The organism is Macrococcus sp. S115, assembly GCF_030067655.1.
In the GTDB taxonomy this organism is placed as follows: domain Bacteria; phylum Bacillota; class Bacilli; order Staphylococcales; family Staphylococcaceae; genus Macrococcoides; species Macrococcoides psychrotolerans.
The window spans coordinates 64,247-88,421 of record NZ_JASJES010000005.1 but is presented as its reverse complement, the minus strand read 5'-3'; the positions used below and the strand labels follow the sequence as shown (position 1 = coordinate 88,421).

At 36.7% G+C, this 24,175-nt stretch carries 27 protein-coding genes; 23 read left to right on the top strand and 4 right to left on the bottom strand.

Features of this window, described 5'->3' with window-relative positions:
• Positions 1-114: 114 nt before the first annotated feature.
• From QNJ52_RS07470 to QNJ52_RS07455, 4 genes are all read left to right on the top strand, one after another.
• Entirely contained in the window at positions 115-1,068 is a 954-nt protein-coding gene (locus QNJ52_RS07470) for an ABC transporter permease (RefSeq protein WP_158552827.1), read from the top strand.
• A complete protein-coding gene (locus QNJ52_RS07465) occupies positions 1,061-2,014 on the top strand; it encodes an iron chelate uptake ABC transporter family permease subunit (protein WP_219493275.1) in 954 nt (317 codons plus the stop codon). Before QNJ52_RS07470 ends, QNJ52_RS07465 begins: the two co-directional genes overlap by 8 nt.
• Positions 2,007-2,813, top strand: coding sequence for an iron ABC transporter ATP-binding protein (locus QNJ52_RS07460; RefSeq protein ID WP_099482409.1), 807 nt, complete (start codon positions 2,007-2,009; stop codon positions 2,811-2,813). Before QNJ52_RS07465 ends, QNJ52_RS07460 begins: the two co-directional genes overlap by 8 nt.
• Positions 2,814-2,905: 92 nt before the next feature.
• Positions 2,906-3,946, top strand: a complete 1,041-nt coding sequence (locus QNJ52_RS07455) for a ferrated catecholamine ABC transporter substrate-binding lipoprotein SstD (protein WP_099482410.1) — start codon at positions 2,906-2,908, stop codon at positions 3,944-3,946.
• A gap of 36 nt (positions 3,947-3,982) precedes the next feature.
• Here the strand turns inward: QNJ52_RS07455 and hemQ are convergent, their stop codons facing one another.
• Positions 3,983-4,732, bottom strand: a complete 750-nt coding sequence (gene hemQ, locus QNJ52_RS07450) for a hydrogen peroxide-dependent heme synthase (RefSeq protein WP_219493274.1) — start codon at positions 4,730-4,732, stop codon at positions 3,983-3,985.
• A 151-nt stretch (positions 4,733-4,883) separates the two neighbouring features.
• Here hemQ and pta point away from each other — a divergent pair, with 151 nt between their 5' ends.
• From pta to QNJ52_RS07385, 13 genes are all read left to right on the top strand, one after another.
• Positions 4,884-5,873, top strand: a complete 990-nt coding sequence (gene pta, locus QNJ52_RS07445) for a phosphate acetyltransferase (protein ID WP_099482339.1) — start codon at positions 4,884-4,886, stop codon at positions 5,871-5,873.
• Positions 5,873-6,697: a lipoate--protein ligase family protein gene (locus tag QNJ52_RS07440; RefSeq protein WP_120785955.1), complete on the top strand. Its 825-nt coding sequence runs from the start codon at positions 5,873-5,875 to the stop codon at positions 6,695-6,697. The genes pta and QNJ52_RS07440 overlap by 1 nt, the downstream gene beginning before the upstream one ends.
• A gap of 5 nt (positions 6,698-6,702) precedes the next feature.
• A complete protein-coding gene (locus tag QNJ52_RS07435; protein ID WP_086039284.1) occupies positions 6,703-7,032 on the top strand; it encodes a YuzB family protein in 330 nt (109 codons plus the stop codon).
• Between the two features lie 163 nt (positions 7,033-7,195).
• The gene (locus QNJ52_RS07430) at positions 7,196-8,308 is read left to right on the top strand and encodes an ATP-grasp domain-containing protein (RefSeq protein ID WP_283722218.1); all 1,113 of its coding nucleotides are present in this window, start codon (positions 7,196-7,198) and stop codon (positions 8,306-8,308) included.
• Between the two features lie 10 nt (positions 8,309-8,318).
• The gene (locus QNJ52_RS07425; protein WP_283722217.1) at positions 8,319-9,434 is read left to right on the top strand and encodes a peptidogalycan biosysnthesis protein; all 1,116 of its coding nucleotides are present in this window, start codon (positions 8,319-8,321) and stop codon (positions 9,432-9,434) included.
• A gap of 72 nt (positions 9,435-9,506) precedes the next feature.
• Entirely contained in the window at positions 9,507-9,986 is a 480-nt protein-coding gene (locus QNJ52_RS07420; protein WP_015912328.1) for a GNAT family N-acetyltransferase, read from the top strand.
• A gap of 11 nt (positions 9,987-9,997) precedes the next feature.
• Positions 9,998-10,753 (top strand): 2-keto-4-pentenoate hydratase, encoded by a 756-nt coding sequence (locus QNJ52_RS07415; RefSeq protein WP_283722216.1) that lies wholly within the window; start codon positions 9,998-10,000, stop codon positions 10,751-10,753.
• 165 nt (positions 10,754-10,918) lie between these two features.
• Positions 10,919-12,214 (top strand): HD domain-containing protein, encoded by a 1,296-nt coding sequence (locus QNJ52_RS07410; protein ID WP_283722215.1) that lies wholly within the window; start codon positions 10,919-10,921, stop codon positions 12,212-12,214.
• Positions 12,215-12,225: 11 nt separating this feature from the next.
• Positions 12,226-12,726: a YwhD family protein gene (locus tag QNJ52_RS07405; protein WP_219493267.1), complete on the top strand. Its 501-nt coding sequence runs from the start codon at positions 12,226-12,228 to the stop codon at positions 12,724-12,726.
• Positions 12,727-12,907: 181 nt separating this feature from the next.
• Positions 12,908-13,315 (top strand): YwiB family protein, encoded by a 408-nt coding sequence (locus tag QNJ52_RS07400; RefSeq protein WP_219493266.1) that lies wholly within the window; start codon positions 12,908-12,910, stop codon positions 13,313-13,315.
• Positions 13,315-14,970 (top strand): arginine--tRNA ligase, encoded by a 1,656-nt coding sequence (gene argS, locus QNJ52_RS07395; RefSeq protein ID WP_219493264.1) that lies wholly within the window; start codon positions 13,315-13,317, stop codon positions 14,968-14,970. The genes QNJ52_RS07400 and argS overlap by 1 nt, the downstream gene beginning before the upstream one ends.
• A 64-nt stretch (positions 14,971-15,034) precedes the next feature.
• Positions 15,035-15,880 carry a heme/hemin ABC transporter substrate-binding protein gene (locus QNJ52_RS07390; RefSeq protein WP_219493262.1) on the top strand — a complete coding sequence of 282 codons (846 nt, stop codon included), beginning with the start codon at positions 15,035-15,037 and terminating at the stop codon, positions 15,878-15,880.
• A complete protein-coding gene (locus QNJ52_RS07385) occupies positions 15,852-16,814 on the top strand; it encodes a FecCD family ABC transporter permease (RefSeq protein WP_219493261.1) in 963 nt (320 codons plus the stop codon). The genes QNJ52_RS07390 and QNJ52_RS07385 overlap by 29 nt, the downstream gene beginning before the upstream one ends.
• Here QNJ52_RS07385 and QNJ52_RS07380 read toward each other — a convergent pair.
• Positions 16,770-17,309 (bottom strand): NUDIX hydrolase, encoded by a 540-nt coding sequence (locus tag QNJ52_RS07380; protein ID WP_283722214.1) that lies wholly within the window; start codon positions 17,307-17,309, stop codon positions 16,770-16,772. The two genes, QNJ52_RS07385 and QNJ52_RS07380, sit on opposite strands and share 45 nt — an antisense overlap.
• Before the next feature lie 70 nt (positions 17,310-17,379).
• Between QNJ52_RS07380 and QNJ52_RS07375 the strand changes: the two genes are divergently transcribed.
• Genes QNJ52_RS07375 through QNJ52_RS07360 form a run of 4 tightly spaced genes read left to right on the top strand, consistent with a single transcriptional unit; the run spans position 17,380 to position 20,242 of the window.
• Positions 17,380-18,003, top strand: coding sequence for an HAD family hydrolase (locus QNJ52_RS07375; protein ID WP_219493257.1), 624 nt, complete (start codon positions 17,380-17,382; stop codon positions 18,001-18,003).
• Entirely contained in the window at positions 18,000-18,713 is a 714-nt protein-coding gene (locus QNJ52_RS07370) for a hypothetical protein (protein ID WP_283722213.1), read from the top strand. The genes QNJ52_RS07375 and QNJ52_RS07370 overlap by 4 nt, the downstream gene beginning before the upstream one ends.
• An 11-nt stretch (positions 18,714-18,724) precedes the next feature.
• Entirely contained in the window at positions 18,725-19,501 is a 777-nt protein-coding gene (locus tag QNJ52_RS07365; protein WP_219493254.1) for an alpha/beta fold hydrolase, read from the top strand.
• Positions 19,502-19,513: 12 nt separating this feature from the next.
• The gene (locus QNJ52_RS07360; RefSeq protein ID WP_219493253.1) at positions 19,514-20,242 is read left to right on the top strand and encodes a class I SAM-dependent methyltransferase; all 729 of its coding nucleotides are present in this window, start codon (positions 19,514-19,516) and stop codon (positions 20,240-20,242) included.
• A gap of 27 nt (positions 20,243-20,269) precedes the next feature.
• On the opposite strand, the gene nrdG is transcribed toward QNJ52_RS07360, so the two are convergent.
• Together nrdG and nrdD are read right to left on the bottom strand one after the other, a co-directional pair.
• Positions 20,270-20,752 carry an anaerobic ribonucleoside-triphosphate reductase activating protein gene (gene nrdG, locus QNJ52_RS07355; RefSeq protein WP_219493252.1) on the bottom strand — a complete coding sequence of 161 codons (483 nt, stop codon included), beginning with the start codon at positions 20,750-20,752 and terminating at the stop codon, positions 20,270-20,272.
• Positions 20,749-22,584, bottom strand: coding sequence for an anaerobic ribonucleoside-triphosphate reductase (gene nrdD, locus QNJ52_RS07350; RefSeq protein WP_283722239.1), 1,836 nt, complete (start codon positions 22,582-22,584; stop codon positions 20,749-20,751). The genes nrdG and nrdD overlap by 4 nt, the downstream gene beginning before the upstream one ends.
• Positions 22,585-22,886: 302 nt before the next feature.
• Here nrdD and QNJ52_RS07345 point away from each other — a divergent pair, with 302 nt between their 5' ends.
• Positions 22,887-23,885, top strand: coding sequence for a Rho termination factor N-terminal domain-containing protein (locus QNJ52_RS07345; RefSeq protein ID WP_219493251.1), 999 nt, complete (start codon positions 22,887-22,889; stop codon positions 23,883-23,885).
• 25 nt (positions 23,886-23,910) lie between these two features.
• A complete protein-coding gene (locus tag QNJ52_RS07340; RefSeq protein ID WP_101039928.1) occupies positions 23,911-24,162 on the top strand; it encodes a hypothetical protein in 252 nt (83 codons plus the stop codon).
• The last annotated feature ends 13 nt before the right edge of the window (positions 24,163-24,175 follow it).

Below are 24,175 nucleotides of genomic sequence, written 5' to 3'. Positions count from 1 at the left end.
CAATAAAGTATTTTTTTATAATACGTATTGATTTATTTCAGATTTTTGATAATATTGTAATTGAGAATTTTTCTCATTGATAACTATTATCAATGATGACAGGAGCTTTTGTTCATGAAAATAATTTACACCACATTACTGTTGCTGGTTTTGTCTATAATTTCAATGTTTATTGGTGTTGTAGATTTGAGCCCATCAAATTTACTAAACTTGGATGAGAATCAAAAGAATATTTTGTTGAACAGTCGATTGCCGAGAACATTTGCTATTATATTAGCCGGTGTAGCACTAAGTGTGGCGGGTTTGTTGATGCAGCAGCTCACACGTAATAAATTCGTGTCACCAACAACAGCGGGGACGATGGATTTTGCGAAGTTTGGTGTACTCATCGCAATGATATTCTTTGCACAAGCACCACTACTTGTTAAATTATCATTCAGTATTGTTTCAGCGATTATCGGTACGATGATGTTTATGTGGATTGTCAATCGTATCAAGTTTAAAGATGCTATCTTTATTCCCCTTGTAGGGCTCATGCTCGGTAACATCGTTTCAAGTTTAGCGACGTTTATGGCACTACGTTTCAATGCTATGCAAAGTATTTCTAACTTCTTTGTGGGAGACTTCTCGATGATTACGAAAGGACGCTATGAAGTGTTATTTGTTATTATTCCTATGGTAGTGCTGATTTACCTCTTTGCGCATCACTTTACCATCGTCGGAATGGGGGAGTCCTTCAGTAAAAACTTAGGTATATCTTACGCGAAGATGATGAATTTAGGAGTTGTTATTGCTGCAATCGTTTCGGCGACAGTAGTTGTAACAGTCGGTGTATTACCATTTTTAGGATTGATTATTCCGAATATCGTCGGACTGTTTGTCGGCGATCATATGAATAAAGCTTTACCATATACAGCACTGTTTGGTGCAATTCTTGTTATGGTAGCAGATATATTCAGTCGATTAATTATCTTTCCTTATGAGATTCCGATTGGTCTCACACTCGGGATCGTAGGAAGTGTTATCTTCATGGCGATTCTTCTGAAAAGGAGGAAGTCATATGTCTAGCCAAATGAAAAAGGCGAGTGCACTCATTATTGTAATGCTGCTCCTTATGACAGGGTTTGTGCTGATTCAGTTGAATTTTGCAATTCTTGATTACGTTCTCCCTTCAAGATTAAGAAAACTTGCAGCGATATTACTTGTAGGTGCAGCAATTGGTGTATCATCACTCGTATTCCAGTCGATTACTGAGAATCATTTATTAACTCCTTCAGTCATTGGGTTAGACGCTGTGTACTTATTTATTCAGACGATTATTATCTTCTTGTTCGGGAAGATGGGAGATGCCGTGTTTAACGTATATACGAACTTCTTCGTCTCTGTAATATTAATGATTGGTTTTACATTAGGTTTATTCAACCTCGTATTTAAGAAGAATACGTCCGTATACTTTGTACTACTTTTTGGTATTGTAATGGGGACATGTTTTTCAAGCTTATCAAGCTTTATGCATATGGTTATGAATCCAGATGACTTCTTGCTGTTACAGGATAAATTGTTTGCGAGCTTTAATACAGTGAATGAGAAACTATTAATTATCAGCTGTGCACTCATCATCATATTACTGATATATATTTACAAGAAATCATATGAATTAGATGTGTTAAGCCTCGGAAAGACCCATGCAACCAATCTTGGTGTAAATGTCGACAGGCTTACACGTAACATGCTGCTTGTAATTGCAATACTAGTCAGCATTTCAACAGCACTCGTTGGACCGATTACGTTTTTAGGTATTATCGTATGTAACGTAACTTATCAGCTCATGCAGACATTTAAACACCAATATTTAATCATTTCTGTAATTGCAGTATCCGCAATTACATTGTTACTTGGCCAAATGATCAATCAATATTTCTTCGATGGAACGACAGAGATTACGATACTTATCAACTTTATCGGAGGGATTTACTTCATATACTTATTATTCAAGGAGGGCGCTCATGATTAAAGTTAACAATTTGTATAAAAATATCGGTAATAAAACAATATTAAAAGACGTATCAACGGAAATTAAGAAAGGTGCAATCACAGCGATTATCGGCCCAAACGGTGCTGGTAAGAGTACATTGTTATCAGCCATTACGAGACTGTCTGATTTTGATAAAGGGACAGTGCAGTTAAATAATCAAGAAATCAGTAAGATGAAAAGCGATGATATCGCGATGCAGCTTGCAGTATTGAAACAAAGTAACCATACGAATTTAAAGATAACAGTACGTGATCTTGTAAACTTCGGACGATTTCCATATTCAAAAGGACGTCTCACGAAAGAAGACGAACGTATCGTTAACGAAGCAATCGACTATTTAGAGTTAGAATCTTTTGAAACAAGATTTCTTGATGAATTATCAGGTGGACAAAGACAACGCGCATATATTGCGATGACATTAGCACAAGATACAGACTATATCTTCCTTGATGAACCACTAAATAATCTTGATATGAAACATTCGGTACAAATGATGCAGCTATTACGTCGTTTAGTACGCGAAAAAGGAAAAACGATTGTAATCGTAATACACGACATTAACTTCGCATCATGTTACGCAGATTACATTATCGCCCTGAAAGACGGTGAAGTACTGCTGGATGGAACGAAAAACGAATGTATCACAACAGAAAACTTGAAGACTGTATACGATATGGACATTAATATCGAGTGCATATTCGGACAGCAAATTTGTGTATACTTCGATGATGAAAGTATGACGGTAGATGAATTTATAGAAGAAGTTCAGGCGGTATAAACTTAAATCATCGAAAGGAGTGTTGCCGGGTTATTACTACTATGGGGCAGCGATAAAACGGGGGAAATACATTACACTAAGGAGACTGGAAAATGAAACGTATTATTGGATTAGTTATCACATTATCATTAATTTTAGTATTAGCAGCATGTGGAGGAACGAAGGATACTTCTAAAACAGATGACAAAACATCAAGTGGTTCAAATGACAAAGCTGAAACAGTAAAAATCGATAATAAATATAAGTTAATGGGTGAAAAAGAAGACGGTAGTGACGCAAAAGAAGTATCTGAAACTGTGGAAGTAATTAAAAACCCAAAAAGCGTTGCAGTATTTGATTACGGAACACTTACAACATTAAAGGAAATTGGCGCGGATAAAAACGTAAAAGGTATGCCAAAAGGTGAAGGGAACCGTAGCTTACCTGAATTCTTAAAAGAATATAAAGATGATAAATATGCAAACTTAGGAAGCCTAAAAGAACCAAACTTTGAAAAATTAGCTGAAATGCAACCAGACCTTATCTTAATCTCAGGTCGTCAGGCTAACCAGAAGGTAATGGATGAAATGAAAAAAGCAGCACCGAAAGCACAAATTGTATATGTTGGTGCAGATGATAAGAACTATATCGATAGTATTAAAGTGAATACTGAAAATATCGGCAAAATCTTCGGTAAAGAGAAAGAAACTGAAAAGCTTATTGCAGACATAGATAAAAAAATCAAAGAAGTTAAAGCAATGACTGAGAAATCAGATAAAAAAGGATTGTTCGTGTTAGCAAATGAAGGTGAACTTTCTGTGTTCGGTAAAGGCGGACGTTTCGGGTTTATTCATGATGTATTAGGCGTGAAAGAAACGGATGAAAATATTACAGCAAAAGGTCACGGACAAGTAATTAACTTTGAATATATCAACAAGAAGAATCCGGATATTATCTTTGCGATGGACCGTGGGGTAGCTGTAGGTGGTAAGTCTTCAGCTGAACAAGCGTTATCAAATGATGTTATTAAAAACGTTAACGCAATTAAAGATAATAAAGTCGTAGAAGTAGATCCATACTTATGGTACTTCTCAAGCGGTGGTGCAGTAACGATTGTGAAACAAATTGAAGAAGTAGAGAAAGCTTATAAATAAAAATAATGCGTGTGTCTTTTGACACACGCATTATTTTTATAACGCAAATAAATCTTGAAGGTCATTTACTGTAAGAATGTTTCCGACGTAGAAGCCGCCAAACTCACCGTAACGTGCTGATACTTCGTCGAATCTCATTTCGTATACAAGTTTCTTAAATTGTAATACATCGTCTGAGAAGAGTGTAACACCCCATTCATAATCGTCGAATCCTACAGATCCTGTGATAAATTGTTTAACGATGCCTGCATAGCCACGACCGATCATGCCGTGTGAACGCATAAGTCCTTTGCGGTGATCCATATCTAACATATACCAATTGTCTTCACCTTGACGACGTTTATCCATTGGATAGAAACATACATATTCAGAGCGTGGTAATTCCGGGTATAATCTTGCTTTAATATGTGGGTTTTCATATGGGTCTTCATTTGAGTCACCCGCTAAGTAGTTGCTTAACTCAATTACTGAAACGTATGAATATGTAGGGATTAAGAAATCTCTAATTGCAAGTTTGTTGAATTTGTTTTCAAGTGCTGTTAAGTCTTTCATTTCAGGGCGTAAAACCCAGAGCATTAAGTCAGCTTTCTGTCCTGTAATGTTGTATAACGCATATGAACCTTCCTTTGCACTATGGTTGTCTTCTAAAGTGTTGATAAACGCTTTAAACTCTTCAACCATCGCAGTTCTTTCGCTTTGTTCTAAAATTTTAAGGCTTGTAAAATCGATTGCATAGAATAGATGTAAACTATACCATCCGTCTAATGTCTTTGCTGCTTCATTCATTATCCATCTCTCCTTAAATTTAATCATGTTTATTCTAACATATATAATGGTATAAGTAATTTCTTATAATCTACAAATTGATGACGTGAAAAATAATGCAATTAGGTTTATAATAGGTACGGAAATAATTTAATTCATTCGGGAGGCTATTATGGCTAATTTATTAGAAGTATTAAACGAGAAACTTTCAGGGAAGAATGTGAAGATTGTACTACCTGAAGGTAACGATGAGAGAGTATTACAAGCTGCAGTTGAGTTACATAAAGGTGATAAAGTTGCACCTATCGTTCTAGGTGATAAAGCTGAAATCGAAGCACTTGCTACAAAGTTAGGTGTTGCGATTGATGGTATTGAAATAATGGACCCGGCTACGAGCGAATTACGTGAAGACTTAATTGCGAAGTTTGTAGAGCGCCGTAAAGGTAAAGCGACAGAAGAACAAGCGACTGAAATGTTAAAGGATCCGAACTATTTTGGTACGATGTTAGTATATGCTGGTCATGCAGCTGGCTTAGTATCAGGTGCAGCACATTCTACAGCGGATACTGTACGTCCTGCATTACAAATTATTAAGACGAAGCCAGGCGTATCTCGTACATCAGGTGTATTCTTCATGATGCGTGGAGAAGAACAGTACGTTATGGGTGACTGTGCAATTAACCCTCAATTAGATTCACAAGCATTAGCCGAGATTGCGATTGAATCAGCGAAGACTGCAAAACAATTCGGTATGGAACCGAAAGTTGCAATGTTAAGCTTCTCAACGAAAGGTTCAGCAAAAACACCTGAAACTGAGAAAGTAACAGAAGCAACGAAATTAGCACAGGAGAAGTTAGCTTCAGAAAGCGATTTACAAGGTGTCGTAATTGATGGTGAATTCCAGTTTGATGCAGCGTTTGTTCCTTCAGTTGCAGCGAAGAAAGCACCTGAGTCTCCAATTCAAGGTGATGCAAATGTATTCGTATTCCCTTCATTAGAAGCGGGTAACATCGGTTACAAAATTGCACAACGTTTAGGTGGATTCGACGCAGTTGGACCAATCTTACAAGGATTAAATGCACCAGTAAATGATTTATCACGCGGATGTTCTACTGAAGATGTAGTATCATTATCCATCATTACTGCAGCACAATCACTATAATGACAGGTTCCATTTTCGAAGGAAAATGGCAATATGTTGATCATACGACAGGACTGCAGCCGATGCAGTCCTTTAGTTTTGATGATATGTACTGTCATTTAGTGGGTCAAGGTAATGATTCTGTAGTGAGAACGTGGGTACATAATCATGTCGTTATACTTGGCATTCATGATGCGAGATTACCGTACTTAGCTGAAGGAATAGAATACTTGAATAATCAAGGATATGGTGCGATTGTGCGTAATTCCGGTGGGTTAGGTGTTGTGCTTGATGCAGGTGTGCTGAATATTTCTCTTATATTTAAAGGGGATATCAGCTTCTCGATTGATGCAGGTTATGAATATATGTATGAGCTTGTGCAGGAGATGTTTGCGTCGTACGGTAAACGTATTGAAGCGAAAGAAATTACGCGCTCGTATTGTCCGGGGAGCTATGACTTAAGCATTGATGGCAAGAAGTTTGCAGGCATATCGCAACGTCGCGTTAAAGGTGGTATCGCAGTCCAGATTTATTTGTGTATTGAGGGCAGTGGCGGCGAGCGTGCCGAGCTGATGCGTCAGTTTTATGACATTGCATTGAACGGGCAAGAGACGAAGTTTCATTATCCGGATATTGATCCATCATGCATGGCCAGTCTTGAAGAATTGCTCGAGACAAAGTTGTCTGTTGAAGAAGTGCTGTTTAAATTATTGTTTGCGATGAAAGCACTTGGTGCTACACTTTCAAATAATGAGATGACAAACGACATGTGGACATTGTATAATATATATTTCGAGCGCATGATTGAACGTAATAGTAAATTGAAGATAAATCAGGAAGGGTGACATAAATGCGTAATAAGTTTCAGGTATGTGATGACTGCCAAGGTGTGTGTTTAAGAACGTTGTTACCAAAATTAGAAAAGTTAGATCCAGATGCTGAAGTGGAAATTGCATGCCAGTCTTACTGCGGACCAGGACGTAAGAAAACTTTTGCATTTGTGAATAATCGCCCGCTTGCAGCACTTACTGAAGATGAGCTGATGGAGAAAGTGAAGAAACGTCTTTCTCAAAAACGTGATCCAGAAGAAGAGGCACGTTTAGCGAAGCGTAATGCCGAACGTAAACGCAGACTGGATGAGCAGAACGCGAAGCTAAAAGCGAAATTAAATAAAGGTTAGATGTACTAAAGCACAGAAAATGAATGATATTTTCTGTGCTTTTTTATACTTTTAAATATACAGCTTAATATTCCACATATTTCTTTAATGCAAATTAACACGTGTTTAATATCTCTCTGTTACGATAAATATAAAGTGTCATACATGAAAGGTGGAAGATTTCGTGAATATATTGATTACTGGTGCTCGTGCACCAATTTCGTATGAAGTAGTGCAGCAGCAGGTCGCGCTTGGTAGAAAGGTTTACCTATCGGACTCTACGAAGAAAGTAAGTATTAAGAAGTCAAAGTTTATTGAGCAATTTATAATAACCACTTCTCCACGATTTTCTACAGAACTCTATATTCAGGATATTAATGATATTATCGACACATATCACATTGATCTTGTTATACCATTGAATGAAGAGTCGTTCTATCTTTCTTATATGAAATCACAAATTAATGCACCTATTTATGTTGAAGAAATTCAGAAGATGCTTTCAGTACATAATAAATATAACTTTACAAAGTTAATCGATGCGATGGGATTTAAAGTCCCGGATACAGAATATATTATGAATCATCAGGATTTAACAGAGTTTATGAATGATTACCCGGGAAATGAATATATTGTTAAGCAGCCATATGGACGCTTCGGACAATCCGTACGTAAATTATCACGTATGGAGTTAGAGAATCAGCGATTAATCGAATTTCCGTTTATGATTCAGACATTAATTAAAGGGACAGAATGGTGTTCTTATAGCTTTGCGTATGAAGGAAGAAGTTTAAGTACATCGTTATATTTATCGAACACACATGATAGTTACAATTGTTCAACACACTTTCATTCGCAGAAAAATGAGACACTACAGGAAATTATCGAAAGCGTTATTCGCAATTTAAACTGGTCATATCAAATCGCATTTGATGTGATTCATTGTGATACAACCGGTGAATATTACTTTATTGAGTGTAACCCGCGTGCAACTAATGGTGCCTTATTTATGCAACCTGAAGTATGGGAGTTAAAGTCGTGCACACCGAAATATGAAGCGCGTCAGCTAATATTCGTATCCCTCTATAACTTCATTATGCGACCTAAGAAACATAACTTAGAACGTTTGAAGTACGGCAAGGATATATTCTGGCATCCGAGTGAAAAAGGGATATTCTTTGAGCAGCTTATCAGTGGTGCGCAGTGGTGGTTAACAGCGAAGTCACTGAAGACGACTGTGAATACGATTACGACTTATGATATTGAGTGGAACGATGACCTTATGACAAAGAAATAGAGGATTGTGTATGACATTCTATAGCACTTATACAGAGATACCATTTGAACAGATTGTTATTGGCATTAAAGAGCGTGAATATTTACGTTATATGATGGAAGGTATTACGCGTGGCATCAGGAATGTGCATGCCCGTGTAGAAGTTATGATATTGAATGGACAGCTTATCCCGTTCAGCATTAAAGACGGCGGAATGAATCAATCGTGGATTCATTCGTTTAGGGGTCAGTATATTGATGAAATGGTAAGCGAAACAAACCGTATGAACCTGCCTGCATATTTAAAACCTGTAACGAATGCAATGCTTACAGTCGGGCGCTTTGTGCTGAATCCAGCATGTGAAAAAACAGTAACGGTATTCCCTTCTTTTATGTCGACAACAATGTATGAAGGGTGTGAATTTGACCAAATTGAGTTGATTACAAAGCTGCTATCAGAGCGTTATCCAAAGCATGCCATCTGCTTCCGTACATTAAATGATAAATTTCATAAGCATGAAATGAAATTGCTTAATAACGCGGGTTACGAACGTCTTATATCTCGAGCAGTATACATATATGATAGCAATGAACAGCACAATAAGAACGAACGTAAAGATTTAAAGAAAGATATTAAGAAATTTAATAAGAGTGGATTAACATTTACGATGACGCTTGAAGATGATGACTTTGCGCAATTAGTTCCATTATATGAACAAGTATATTTAGATAAGTATTCTCATTTTAATCCACACTATACAGCTGAATTCTTTAAGTTTATGTATGAGTCTACGAATTTGCAGTGGTTTGTCTTAAAGGATGAAGAGCGCATCGTATCGTTTATGGCTGTACAGGAAGCGGGGAACACATTATTTCCAGCTTATTTTGGTATGAATCAATCCATTAAACACCTCTATTTTATAACGAGTGGATTGTTATATGAATTTGCTAAGCGTAATGGATATGCTATTAATAACAGTGCAGGTGCCAAAGATTATAAATTAGCGCGAGGATCAAGACCATATCTAGAATATCATTATGTCTATATTAAACATCTCTCTCCGATGAAACAGTTGAACTATTTAACGTTTATTAAGTGTGCGACAACAATAGGGACTCCAGCTTTAAAGCGAACACAGTTCAATTAAGTTGTCGTGCAATTCTGATAATTAAATGGTATAATTAAAAGATATTAATTTTTTAAACTGAAGTAGGAGAGAATGGAAATGGTAAGTATTCGTAAAGCAGCACAAGATGATATTGTTCAAATCAAAAATGTGGTCACAAAAGCATGGCACGATACATATAAGAATATAATGACAGCGAGCACAAGTGTTCAATTTTTAGAAGCATCGTTCAGCACTTCAAGACTAGAAAAGAGAATTAAAGAGACACTATTTTTAGTAGCGGAAGTAGATGGAGAAATCGTAGGATTCGCAAATTTCATCTACGGAAAAGCTCTGAATTTATCTGCTATCTATGTCTTGCCAGAGCATCAGCGTCATGCGATCGGTAGGGCACTCCTGCATAATGGTCTGTCTTATTTCGACACGTATGATGCAGTCTTTGTTGAGGTTGCACTGGACAATGAACGTGCAACGAAGTTTTATTATAGAGAAGGGTTCGAGCTTGTACGTGAGTATGAAGAAGACATTCTTGGTGAGAAAGTATTATCTGGTCTGCTTAAAAAGACATTATAGGGAGTGTTTTTATGAGTAGCAATCAATATGTTGAACCATTGTTTGATGCATATCAGCAAAGAAAGGTGCTAGAAGAACATATTGTTCCTGAAACGATGTCTCTAGCAACAGCATATGATGTACAGCATGAGGTTTTGAAATTAAAAGAGCAAACAGAAACGTTAAAAGGCTATAAAGTTTCTCTTACGAGCGAAGAGACACAGCGTATGTTTAATAGTGATAGTCCATTATATGGTGCGATGACAGATAAAACGATATTATCGGAACGTGTCGCTCTAGGTGAATTCAATGAAGGATTACTAGAACTTGAACTCGTGTTTATTGTGAAAGAAACATTAGAGCAAGGAGATAGTGTATCTGATATCATGAGGAAATGTGTTATAGCACCAGGAATTGAACTTCCGGATGCGCGTTATACGAATTGGTTTCCAAATATGAGCGTAGCCGAAATTGTTACTGATAGCGCCGTGAGCGGAGCCGTTGTCTTTGGTGAAGGTAAGGTTTGCAGTTATGATGACATTAAAGATATAAAAGGAACACTATATTTAAATGATGAAGTGATTGCTGAAGGGCGTTCGTCTGAAGTATTAGGACATCCAGCAGAAAGTGTGAAATGGCTCGTTGAAGCGATTGCTGAATACGACAGAAAACTTACACCAGGAATGTTTGTCTCATCTGGAACATTTATTTTGCCAAAGCGTCTTGAAAAAGGGATTTATAAAGCGGTCTATGAGACAGTAGGCGAAGTAAAGATAGAAGTCCAATAAAAAAGCTCTGCATATGCAGAGTTTTTTATTGGGCTATTTTTTTGTAAATAGGGACCCATTAAGAAACATTGAATAATTCTTAAAATATTATAATAATTCTTAAAAATTATAGATATCAACATTCTATGATAAGATGAAGTTGATAAGAATGTTTAGGAGGACCCTATGAGCTACCAGTTTAAGAAAATGCCTGAAGAAAAAGTTTTTAAAGATCCCGTACATCGCTACATACATGTCCGCGATCAGATTATCTGGGATTTAATTAAAACAAAAGAATTTCAGAGATTGCGTCGCATAAAGCAGCTTGGAACGCTCTATCTGGCATTTCATTCTGCGGAGCATTCTCGCTTTAATCATTCATTAGGTGTCTATGAAATTGTACGTCGCATGATTGATGAAATCTTTATGGGACGCTCTGCATGGAATGAGGAAGATCGTCCGTTAGCACTGTGTGCTGCATTACTGCATGATTTAGGACATGGACCATTCTCACATTGCTTTGAGAAAATATTCGACACTGATCATGAAGCGTATACGCAAAAAATCATTCTTGGACCTACTGAAGTCAATGAAGTGTTATCTAGAGTGCATTCTGACTTCCCTAAAGAAGTGGCGGATGTAATTAATAAGACACATGCAAATAAGCTTGTCATATCTATGATTTCATCTCAAATTGATGCAGATAGAATGGATTACCTTCAGCGCGATGCATATTATACAGGGGTAAGCTATGGTAGTTTCGATATGGAACGTGTGTTAAGGCTGATGCGTCCGACAGAAGATGAAGTTGTGATTAAAGAAAGTGGTATGCACGCTGTAGAAGATTATTTGATGAGCCGTTACCAGATGTACTGGCAGGTCTACTTTCATCCGGTAAGTCGAGGTGGAGAAGTACTACTTAATCGCGTTTTTAAGCGTGCCAAGCTACTGTATGACGAAGGATATAAGTTTAAAGAGCCGCCAAAATATTTAGTACCGTTCTTTAACTCGAAGGATGTTGATGTTACACATTATTTGAAGTTAGATGAGATGGTGATTAACTATTATCTTCAGGAGTGGATTGATGAAGAAGATGCGATACTGAGTGATTTGTCTCGCCGTTTTGTTAATCGTGATCTCTTTAAGTACTTACCATTTGACGGTAGCCAGATTACCATTGCAGAGCTGACTGATTTTTTTGAAAAAGCAGGAATTGACTCTGAATACTATTTAGTATTTGATGCTTTCAGTGACTTACCCTATGATTACAACCGACCAGGCATTAATAAACGAAAACCAATCCATCTGCTAACACGCAATAACAAAATTAAGGAAATCAGTACGCAATCTGTTATTATTAATAGTATTACCGGGTTAGATAGAAAGGATTATAAGCTTTATTACCCGAAAGAGCTTATACTTAATATTCGAGATCCAGAATTAAAAGGATCCATTATTAACTTACTCAATGAATTAAATTAGAGGTGAAAAATATGGCAGATTTTCAGTTTAACATTATAAAGAATGATCCATTAGATGGACATAAAGGCACTAATATCGGTGCAATAAGTCTTGATAACGTGGCACCTGTATTTATTGATATTAAAGAGCAGCATGCCTTTATAGATATCGGAGCGATGCATGCAAGAAGTGAAGTTGAAAAACGCGTGAAATGGGTCAGTGATAAATCTGAAACAGAAGGTCCAGATCAACAGGAATACTGGCTCGTATGGGTGACAACTGAACGTGGTGAACGAGGACCATATTATGCAGGCGTCACAGCATGCTATATGGCGGTGAACAAAGTGCGTAAGCGTGGCTATAAAGTGATGGCAGAACATGTGAATATGATGGATAAATCGATGAAACACCACTATATCCTCGAACATATTGATGCAGACAGTCGTCGTGTATTAAAAGAATTTTTAATGCAACATGATGCACGTATGTGGGAATTGTCTGATGATGCATTAAAAACGATACTTGCAGAGTAAAATTTGTCAAAATTATGACAATTATGAACTTCTGATTTAACGGTTGTTTTTTTTGCTTAAGAGAAGTAAGATATGAATAGCTATAAAAATAGCTAGGACACTAAAGAAAGCAGGTATTTTTATACCTGCTTTCTTTAATTTTTTATATAATATAAGCTATACTAAAAGAGTGGTGAACAGTATGGACATTGATATTCATGTATTACAAAGTATTAAGACTGAAGAAGAGACTGAAATGTTTGAAGTTAACACAGTTGGACAACTGATCGACAAGCAGCATTCATATATTACGTATACAGAGAAGCTTGATAATATTGCAACAAGCGTTCGTGTAAAATTAGAGGAGAATCGTATCCGGATTCGGCGTATCGGCGAATTATCGATGGATTTCTTATTTGTACCTACAGAAACAACGCAGAATATTTATCATATGGCAAATCAGAAAGCTGTTATGGATATAACGACAAATCAGCTCGTTATAAAAAGAGAAGGCACATCTGGCCATATCTATATACAATATTCAATCACAACAAACAACACGGTCATAGGAACATATTCTTATGAACTGACATATAAGGAGAGAGCATGATGAATATCGTACAAAAGCAGAAGGAAACGTTAATTGAAGAAATAAAGCAAGCCATATTAAAAGCGGAACTTGTAACAGAAGTGCCTGAAATAAAAATTGAAAATCCAAAAGATACAAAAAACGGAGACTACGCAACAAATATTGCGATGGTATTAACAAAACTCGCAAAGCGTAATCCAAGAGAGATTGCACAAGCCATTGTCGACAACTTAGATGTTCAAAAAGCAGACGTATCAAAGATCGATATTGCAGGGCCTGGATTTATTAACTTCTACATGGATAATGCGTATTTAACAGGAATTATTACAGAAGCATTAACGAAAAAAGAAGATTTTGGAAAAGGTGAGCCGAAGGATGAACGCATCTTAGTGGAATATGTATCTGCGAATCCTACAGGTAGCCTCCACATCGGACATGCGCGTAACGCAGCTGTAGGAGATACGTTATGTAATGTGTTATCTGCTGCAGGATATGATGTGTTACGTGAATACTACATTAACGATGCTGGAAAGCAAATTGAAAACTTAGCATACTCAATTGAAGCTAGATTTTTACAAGCGTTAGGTGAAGATAAAGCGTTACCGGCTGACGGTTATCATGGTAAAGATATTATCGAAATCGGTAAAGATCTAGCAGAGAAGCATCCTGAATATAAAGATGTTGAGGAAGCTGAACGTATTAAAGCATTCCGTAAACTTGGATTAGATTACGAAATGGAGAAGTTAAAGAAAGATTTAACGGAATTTAATGTACATTTCGATAACTGGTTCAGTGAAACATCGTTGTATGAGAATAAAGAAATCGATAAAGCGTTAGAACAGATGAGACAACACGGTTATATCTTTGAAGAAGACGGTGCAACTTGGTTACGTACGACGGAGTTCGGCGATGACAAAGATCGTGTACTGATTAAGAAAGATGGTTCTTATACGTACTTCTTACCGGACATCGCCTATCACTATGATAAGATTGAACGAGGCTATGATACGTTAATTAATTTATTCGGTGCGGATCACCATGGTTATATTAATCGATTAAAAGCATCACTTGAAACATTTGGTGTTGATTCAAAACGTCTTGAAATTCAAGTCATGCAGATGGTACGTCTATTACAAGATGGCCAGGAAGTGAAGATGAGTAAACGTACAGGGAATGCAATTACCCTTCGTGATATTATGGACGAAGTGGGAATTGATGCAGCACGTTATTTCTTAACGATGAGAAGTCCAGACTCACACTTTGATTTCGACATGGAACTTGCGAAAAGTGAATCTAGTGACAATCCAGTTTACTATGCACAATATGCACATGCGAGAATATGCTCGATGTTACGTCAGGCGAAAGAAACGGGTATCACACCAAGTCGAGACGCGAACTATGCTTTAATTACAAATGAAAAAGCATTTGAATTATTAAAGCGTGTCGCAGACTTTGAAAGTGTTATTGAGCAAGCTGCAGAACACCGTGCACCACACCGCATTACAAATTATATACAGGATCTTGCAGCACATTTCCATAAGTTCTATAATGCTGAAAAAGTATTAACAGATGATATCGAAAAATCAAGTGCACATGTAGCAATGATTGAAGCAGTTAGAATTACATTACAGAATGCATTGACATTAGTGGGTGTGTCTAGTCCAGAGAAGATGTAATTCCTATTAAATATGAAGGGTGGAACATTTAGTTGTCCCACCCTTTTATTACGAGGAGCCTAAAATGAAAAGAATAATTATTCTATTGATAACTTTATGCGTATTAACGGGATGCAACGGACAAACAAACAAAGTAAAGGAAGAACGTATTATTTCATTGATGCCGAGTAATACTGAGATCCTTTATGCACTGGGTATGGAAGAAGAAATGGTCGGTGTGTCAACCGTTGACGACTATCCCAAAGAAGTTAAAAACCTTGAAAAATTTGATGCGATGCAGTTGAACTACGAGGCGTTGTTAAAAGCAAAACCGACGATAATCTTTGCACATGAATCGATGACCTCTCAAGAAAAGGTCTTAAAGCGTCTAAGTGATAAAGGAATTACGGTGGTAACGGTAAAAGATGCTCAAAACTTCGATGAAATGTATACCAGTATCGATCAGATCGGTAAAGCTATACATAAAGAAAAAGAAGCGAATCAACTTGAAGCGAAAATTAAAGAAGATATAAAACAAGTGATTGCTGAGTATCACAACAAACTGGCTGATAAAAAGGTATTAGTAGAAGTGTCTCCGGCGCCTGAGATTTATACAGGTGGTAAAGGGACGTTGTTCGATGACATGATTCACCAGCTCGGTAGTGTCAATGTCTTCCATGATATCAATGGATGGCAGCCAGTAAATTCAGAGGCCATTATTAAACGGAATCCTGATGTCATCATTGCAACAAGTGACTTATCGGATGAAGCATATAAAGCTTCAGTAGAAAAACGTGGGGGATTCAGCAATGTGAATGCAGTGAAGCATGGTGCTGTATACACGATCCATGAGGATGAAATTTCAAGGCCGGGTCCACGTATCGCACAAGGATTAAAAGAACTTGCTGAAACGATACAAGATGCACAATAAACATTTGTTTTGTATCATATTATGCATCATTTGTGGTCATTTGTTCTTTGATAATGGATGGCTAGATTTAACGGATCCACTTAATCGGTCTATATTATTGGAAGTACGAATCCCGCGTGTCATTATGGGAATTGTTGCAGGTACTGTTTTGTCGTTAAGTGGTTTAACTTTTCAGATTATATTAAGGAATAATCTTGCGGACAGCTTTTCCCTTGGTATTGCAAGTGGTGCCAGTCTTGGTAGTGCATTTGGTGTAATTACAGGACTGTCGCTTGTGATGATTGCGGTCAGTGGAATCGTGATGAGTTTAATCACGTTGCTCGTTGTAATACTGCTTAGCATGATGATTAAAGTAAGTCATCAGTCGGTATGGGTTGTGCTAACTGGAATGTTCATTAATTTGTTCTGTTCTAGTGTACTGTATATGCTTATACTTTTTGTTCCTGATAAAACTAGGGATATTATGAATTATCTTTTTGGCACTCTTGATAATGTATCTTTGAATGAAGTGATCATTGTACTCCCTATCAGTATCATAGGAATACTATTACTTTATTATTACCATAAACCGTTAGAATTATTGTCACTAGGGCAGGAGCATGCACATGTATTAGGATTAGAAGCCACGCGTTTTATGTATTTATTATTAACGATTGCAAGTATTACAACAGCAATTTTGATTAGTTTCACAGGTATTATTGGATTCGTCGGAATGGTTATTCCACCATTTGTGCGTTTCTTTATGCGTGGAAATTTCTTAAGTAAAATGCATACGACAGCCTTACTTGGCACTATACTTATATTACTTGGAGATTTCCTGGGAAAAGTTATCGTGCCTCCTGTACAAATTCCAGTGAGTATTATGATGTGTCTCATTGGATTGCCTTTATTATTCATTACTACAGTCAAACAAATGAGGATATCTCGAGATTAATTGCATTAAACTCGCAAGTGTCAGCGCATTGGTAATTTCACCATGCGCTATTTTTCTGTGTATTTCTGATAAGGGCACATGATATACAGTGATATCTTCAAATGTTTCTAGCTTATTTGTCGCTATATAATATGCATCCTTCACATATAACGTATAGAGATGATTTGTAAAAAGTGCTGGATTAGGGTGCATCGTGCCAATAATTTCAGGCGTACCTGTATAACCTGTTTCTTCTTCAAGCTCGCGCATTCCGGCTGTGATAATATCTTGTTCTTCTATAATTCCTCCGGGTAACTCTAAACTGTAATCTTCGATACCGATTCTATACTGATGAATCATAATGATATCATCTTTACATCGTGCGATAATATTAATCCAATGTGGTGCCTCAATTTGATAGAATTCAGCAGTATTTGAGTAATAGCTAAATTGAGCGGTCATGACTTTAAAGACCTTATAATCTTGCTTTCCAATTAATTTTCTTTTTGTCCACATCGTTTCTCCCTCCTTTTTATATGATAACAGTGTATCAGATAGGGTATAATACTGCTAACGGAGGGATAATATGGTTAAGGCTATAATATTTGATATGGAATCAGTATTGTTAGATAGGAAGTTATCACTTGAGCGTTTTTTAGATGCACAGTATGAATATTACAGAACTTACTTTATTGAAGTGCAAAAGCAGGATTTTATCAACTACTTTATAACATATGATAAAGAAGGTGCAGTTCCGGTTAAGCGTGTGTATCAGGCTGTTATTGATAAGCTTGGTATTACATACATTGAAACACGTGAGCTTATGCAGGATTATACGTTAAATTTCCCTAAATTCGCTTCAGAAACTAATAATATGAAAGAAACCGTGACCAGACTGCAAAATAGAGGTTATAAAATTGGAGTGATTGCCACCGGTGAGTATGAGCATGAGCGTTATATTATCGATGTTCTGGGTATAGAAAATTATATTACGCATACAATCATTACAGAAGAAAATACGATTGGTGAAACACAGTTGATTGAGATGTGTCGTTCATTAGACACACGCCCTCAAGATACATTATTTGTAACAGGTGATGAAATTGTGGATGCAGTCGGTACAGGAATACGACTGATAAATACTAAAGAAATGAAAACACATACAATGATAGAAATATTAAATATTTTAGACGAGGAGACGATTACATGACAATGATCAATTGGAACGAACCTGCAAGCGTAGAAGGTGGAATATTTGAGAAGATAGAAGTAAGTGCTCCTGTAACTGTAACTTCGAGCATTGAAGCAAATGAAATAATGATACATGAAACAGGAACCCTCACTGTACAAGGAAAAGTCAATGCACCATTTATTCGTGTTTCTGGTACATTGAATATAGAAGATACCCTTGAAACAGAGCAGCTGACAATCGATAAAGATGCAGAGCTTAGAGTGAATCGTGATACAATATCCGCATCTATTCATAATAAAGGGCGTCTACAGACTGAAGGTGGACTGAGAAGTGAAAAATTCGATTCAACAGGGGTAGTGGTTGCACGTGGACCAATAAACTCGGAACGTTTTAGGTCAACAGGCTCATTACAGCTCGATAATGATCTGACAGTGCAAGCGGCGGAGATTATTGTCAGTGAGGTCAGTAATATCCGTTATTTAAATGGCGAGGAAGTACAAGTGAAAGCAGAACGTGAAATGTTACTACTTAAAGACAAAGATTCGAGATTATCAGTAAGAGCAATCGATGGTTCGGTCGTGACGCTAGAAAATGTTGTTGCAGAACTTGTACGTGGAGATAATGTTACAATTAAAAATAACTGTACAATAAAGACAGTAGAGTACACTGAAAATTATAATTATGATGAATCATCAGATGTACATGAATTTGCGAAGATTATAAGATAACGAGGTGTTTTATGGAGCTTGCATTAACAAATAACGATGTTGCAATACACTATACAATTAGAGGGAAAGGTTATCCGCTTGTCATGATTCATGGGCAATTTATGAATACGTCAATGTTTGACGCATTTAACGATGCCTTTAAAGATTTTCAATTAATAAAGATCGACCTAAGAGGGCATGGCCTGTCTGATAAACTCACGTCGATAACAATGGATGGTTATATTGAGGATGTGCTAACAGTTCTGGATAAATTGTTTATTAAAAATGCACATTTCATGGGCTTTGGCCTCGGTGGAATGGTTGCAGGTAGTATCGCTGCAAAGTATCCAGAGTACGTGAATCACCTTGTAGTTATGAGTATCGGTCAACAGAGTTATTACGAAGCAGAACAGAAATTTCATTCCAAGTATGCAAGTATACTAAGAACATTATCACGCTCTAAGCGTAACGAAGTGTTGATGGATTATATGTATCATGATGTTAAGGCTATTAAGAAATATTATAAGAAAATGATTGAAACATCTAATGGACTGACAGACAAGGAAGAAGATGCAGTAATATTATCTACAATTGATTTTAATGTAGAAGACTTTAAGTCCATTACAGCACCAACGCTGATTTTAAATGGGAAGTATGATGAACTTATTCCTCAAGATGAAGCTGAAACGATACATCAATATATCTCGGGTAGCAAACTTATTATATTTGAAAAGAGTGGGCATGCGATGCTGTTTGAAGAAAAAGAACACTTTGAAAAAGAAGCTTTGGATTTCTTGAAACAAGAATAAAAGGGGAAAAATATGGATAAACGATACGATGACACCTTATTCCAAAACTATAGTGAGATGGAACGTTCGAAAAATGGATTAGAGGCCGCCGGTGAATGGGAAGCGTTTAAATCATTGTTACCCAATCTAGAAGATGCAGCGGTATTAGATTTAGGGTGTGGTTATGGCTGGCATTGTCAATATGCAGTTGAGGCTGGTGCTTCAAAAGTAGTAGGAATAGATGTTTCTGAAAAGATGTTAAAACATGCCAGGCAACAACCTGATGCCGATAAAATAACATTTCTTGAGCAGTCTATGGACGAAATGCATTTTGAGCCCCACGAGTTTGAAGTAGTGATGAGTTCACTTGCCATTCATTATATGCCTTCATTCAAAGATGTCGTTGAACAAGTAAAAGAAGTGCTCACGATTAATGGCACATTTATTTTTAGTATAGAACATCCTGTTTATACAGCTGAAGGCTCTCAACAGTGGATATATGATGAGGAAGGGAATAAATTATATTGGCCGGTAGACAATTACTATAAAGAAGGAGAACGTGAGACGAATTTTCTTGGAGAAGAAGTTCGTAAATACCATCGTACATTATCACATTATTTGAGTGTGCTGATTGATAACAACTTTGTTATTAAGGGCATTGACGAACCTGAACCGAGTAAAGATATGCTTGAGTCCAATCCTGAAATGAAAGATGAACTCAGAAGGCCGATGATGCTAATTATATCTGCTAGAAGAAAGTAGTAATAAATACAATGCACACCCTCCAATTCATTTGAAAGGTGTGCATTTATTACTTAAGTCATGTATTCGCTGATTAAGAGAACCTCTAAACTTTAAGTTATGTCTATAAAGTGACTTTACAAAGGGTCCATCAATGAGGACATCAATATCATCTAATATAAACGCAAAAGACGAACGTGATATCCATTCAATCATATAACCGGACCAGAGCCATATGTCTTTAGAATGTCCGAAATGTTCTCTTACTGAACGTATGAGTTCGTGTGTAAGTTCTGCATTCTGCAATGGTTCTCCACCGAGAATAGAAAGACCTTGGATATAGTCGTGGTCTAATAATGCTATAATTTCAAGTTTAAGCGCTTCTGACCAAGGCGTACCTTTATGGAAGTCCCATATACTTGCATTGTAACAACCTGGACAGTGAAAATTGCATCCTGAAATGTATACGCTGACGCGTACACCTTCACCATCAACCATTGAGGCTGGTATTATCTTTGCGATGTTGCTCATAATGCATCCATATGTTTAACTCGAGATTGTATTTCCTTATGACGGCCTTTAATCATCGGTCGTTTAAGTGGTTGTCCTAAATAACCGCAAGTGCGCTTAATCACATCGGTCGTTTCAGGATCAGTATTATGGCAGTGCGGACACATAAAGCCATCTGCAGTCGCTTCGAATTCCCCTTCAAACCCACACGCAAAACATTTATCAATCGGTAAGTTCGTTCCTAAGTAACCGACTTTATCATAGGAATAATCCCATACTGCTTCAAGCGCTTTTAAGTTATGCTTCAAATCAGGGTATTCACAGTAATGTATAAAGCCACCTAACGAATGTTTTGCAAAGCGTTGTTCAAATGACAGTTTCTCAAATGGAGTAACGGCCTTTCTTGTGTCGTAGTGAAAGGAATTCGTATAATAGCCTTTATCCGTAATATGCTCTAACGGACCAAATTTCTCGTAATCTAAAATGCAGAAGCGGTGTGTAAGTGACTCGCTTGGTGTACCATATATACTGAATTGTACGTCGTACTGCTCCGTTAATTGTGCTACATACTGTTTCATCGTGATTAGTACTTGCTCCACAAAGGATTTAGCTTTCTCATCAGTTTCCCAGTTCGGGTGGAATAAGGCCGCTCCGACTTCATACAGTCCGATATAACCGATACTTATAGTTGCTCGTCTTTGCGTGAATAGTTGTGTAATATCATCGTCTGGACGCAGTAATTTACCGAATGCACCGTGTAGATAAAGTATCGGTGCATTTTCGGGGGTAGCATCTTTAAGGCGATGGATACGATATAAACAAGCATCTTTTGCGATGTCTAATCGTGTCCTTAATATGGATAAGAACTGTTCTGTATCCCTTGATTCGAGGGCGATTCTGGGAAGATTCAACGTTACAACACCTAAATTACAACGACCGCTATTAACAATCTGCCCATCTTCTTCGTATAGATTTAAGAAACTGCGGCAGCCCATCGGTACTTTGAAGTCGCCGATGAGATCGGTAAGTGCTTTGTAATTCAATATGTCTGGATACATTCTCTTAGAAGAACATTGTAATGCAAGCTGTTTAATATCGTAATTTGGATCTCCTGCTTTGAAATTAATGCCGTCTTTAATACTGAAGACAAGTTTAGGGAATATTGCAGTAACCTTTTCTTTACCTAAACCTACTAGTCTATTACTTAGAATTGCGCGCTGAATCATTCTCGCATAAACATCTGTACCAAGTCCAAAACCAAATGTTACAAATGGAGTCTGACCATTGCTCGTATATAAAGTGTTTATTTCATATTCTAATGACTGCATTGCATCATATATATCTTTTTCTGTCATTCTCTTAACATAGTCATCCTGCAAATGCAGCGTAACGAACTGCTCAGCGTTACGCCTGTGCTTTAATGCGTTAAGATGAGCAAATTTGCTCAATACTTCATCGATACGATCTATAGAACAGCCGCCATATTGGCTACTGCTAACATTCGCAATAATCTGACTGATCTGTGCTGCAGCGGTTTGAATGGATTGTGGCGGATTGACATGTGCATTTCCCATAATAAAGCCGTTCTGTAACATGTGGCTGACATCTATTAAACAACAATTTGTCATAGGTTGGTAAGGATGATAATCTAAATCATGAAAGTGGATTTCTCCTTTGACGTGAGCGTCCTTGACATGCTTAGGTAACATGCTTAATCCAATATGACGTGCGACAGTCCCTGCGGTTAAATCTCGCATCGTAGTGAATCGCTTTGGATCTTTATTTGCATTCTCATGGATTACGTCACTCACTTCATTTGTTAAACGGGTGAGATCTTCTTGTAAACGTTCTATAACTTCACTCATATTCGTACTCCTTATCACTATATATAGTATTTGATTAATATATTATCACTATATAATGTGCTTTTTTGGATATTCACAATTACTACAATAATTCGTCATAATTCCTTTGAATTGCGTGATTTTTGGTACAAATAATTCAATTTGTACGTTAGAAGAAAGTGATGGGTTAAGATAGAATTGCTTTATCTCATTGCTCTTATGATTCAGAAAGTTTTATATAGAATTTATTTTTGGTACAATTAAGTAAGTTTGCATGTCTGAATGAAGACGATTATTATACGGAGGCATATATGACACATAATGTTCAGAATTTAACATGGTATTTAGAGTCATTATCTAAAGAAGAACTTAAAGATATTTGCAGAAATTTTGATATTAAAGGATTTTCTTCAAAGAATAAAGATGAACTTATTGAGTTGATTCAAAGTACGTACTTTGAAGATGACCAACTACTGACACGATTATTACAAGAATTATCGAGCGATTATAAGCTCATCTTTTATGAGCTTGCAGTAAGTGATAATGAAACTGTGAGGTTTAATCGAGATATTCCGGATACATTATTTCTATTCTATCCTGAAGCAGATGAACATCTCGTAATTCCAAAAGATGTGAAACAACATTTCAAGCAATTTATCGAAACTCATCCGGATATTAACAGTGATATCCAGCTGATAGAGTTCTATCATAGTGCGTTCAATTTATATGGATTTGTAAGTTTAAAGCAGCTCGCAAAACTTCAATATAAATATAAAGGACTTCAAAAAGATGAACAGACAATCAAAGAAGAAATAACACGCCTATTACCTGAATATAAAGATTTGATTCAACATAGAAGTGTTAAACATCGCGATTTAGCACAAGTTAACTTGAATATGAAAGCTTTAACGCATGGTAAGAAGTACTATGAGCCAGCTACTGAATCGGAGTTTCTGAACTACAAAGATCCTTACTTTACTGAACCATCAGAAGCGATAGAGGCACTGAGAACATTGTTAGATGACATGGTAACAGAAGAATATAGAGGAACATATACAGCACAATTAATCACAGACACAATTATATTTGGTCTACGTGCAAATGATACACCGGAATTCATATTGAAGCATATACAGCAGATTGAAAATAGTGGATTTTTAAAAGTAGAGGATCTTACATTACCTGAGTATATCGCTCGTGCGATCATTGATACACGTCTTTGGTCTTTAAATGGGCATAAGACACAGCAGAAAAAGGAACGTAAAGTCGTTCAGGTTAAACAGAAAAAGAAAAAAAGAAAGAAGAAATAATATACACTGAGGAGGAAAAGTACCTTTGAATAAAACAACTACAACAATTTGGAATAGAGCATATAATATATTAAATATTGCTGTTATTTTTATGATTATCATAAGATTAGTAACACAAGTAAACCTGAATTTATTAATCGTATTATCTTTCGCAGCACTATTGATATTAGGATTACTAGATAGTCTCGATAGAAATGCATTTAAAGAAAATATGTTCAGACACGTGTTCGATCTTATACTGCTTATATTATTTAGTTCACTGTATTTTGGAGGTTAATCGCATTATGAAA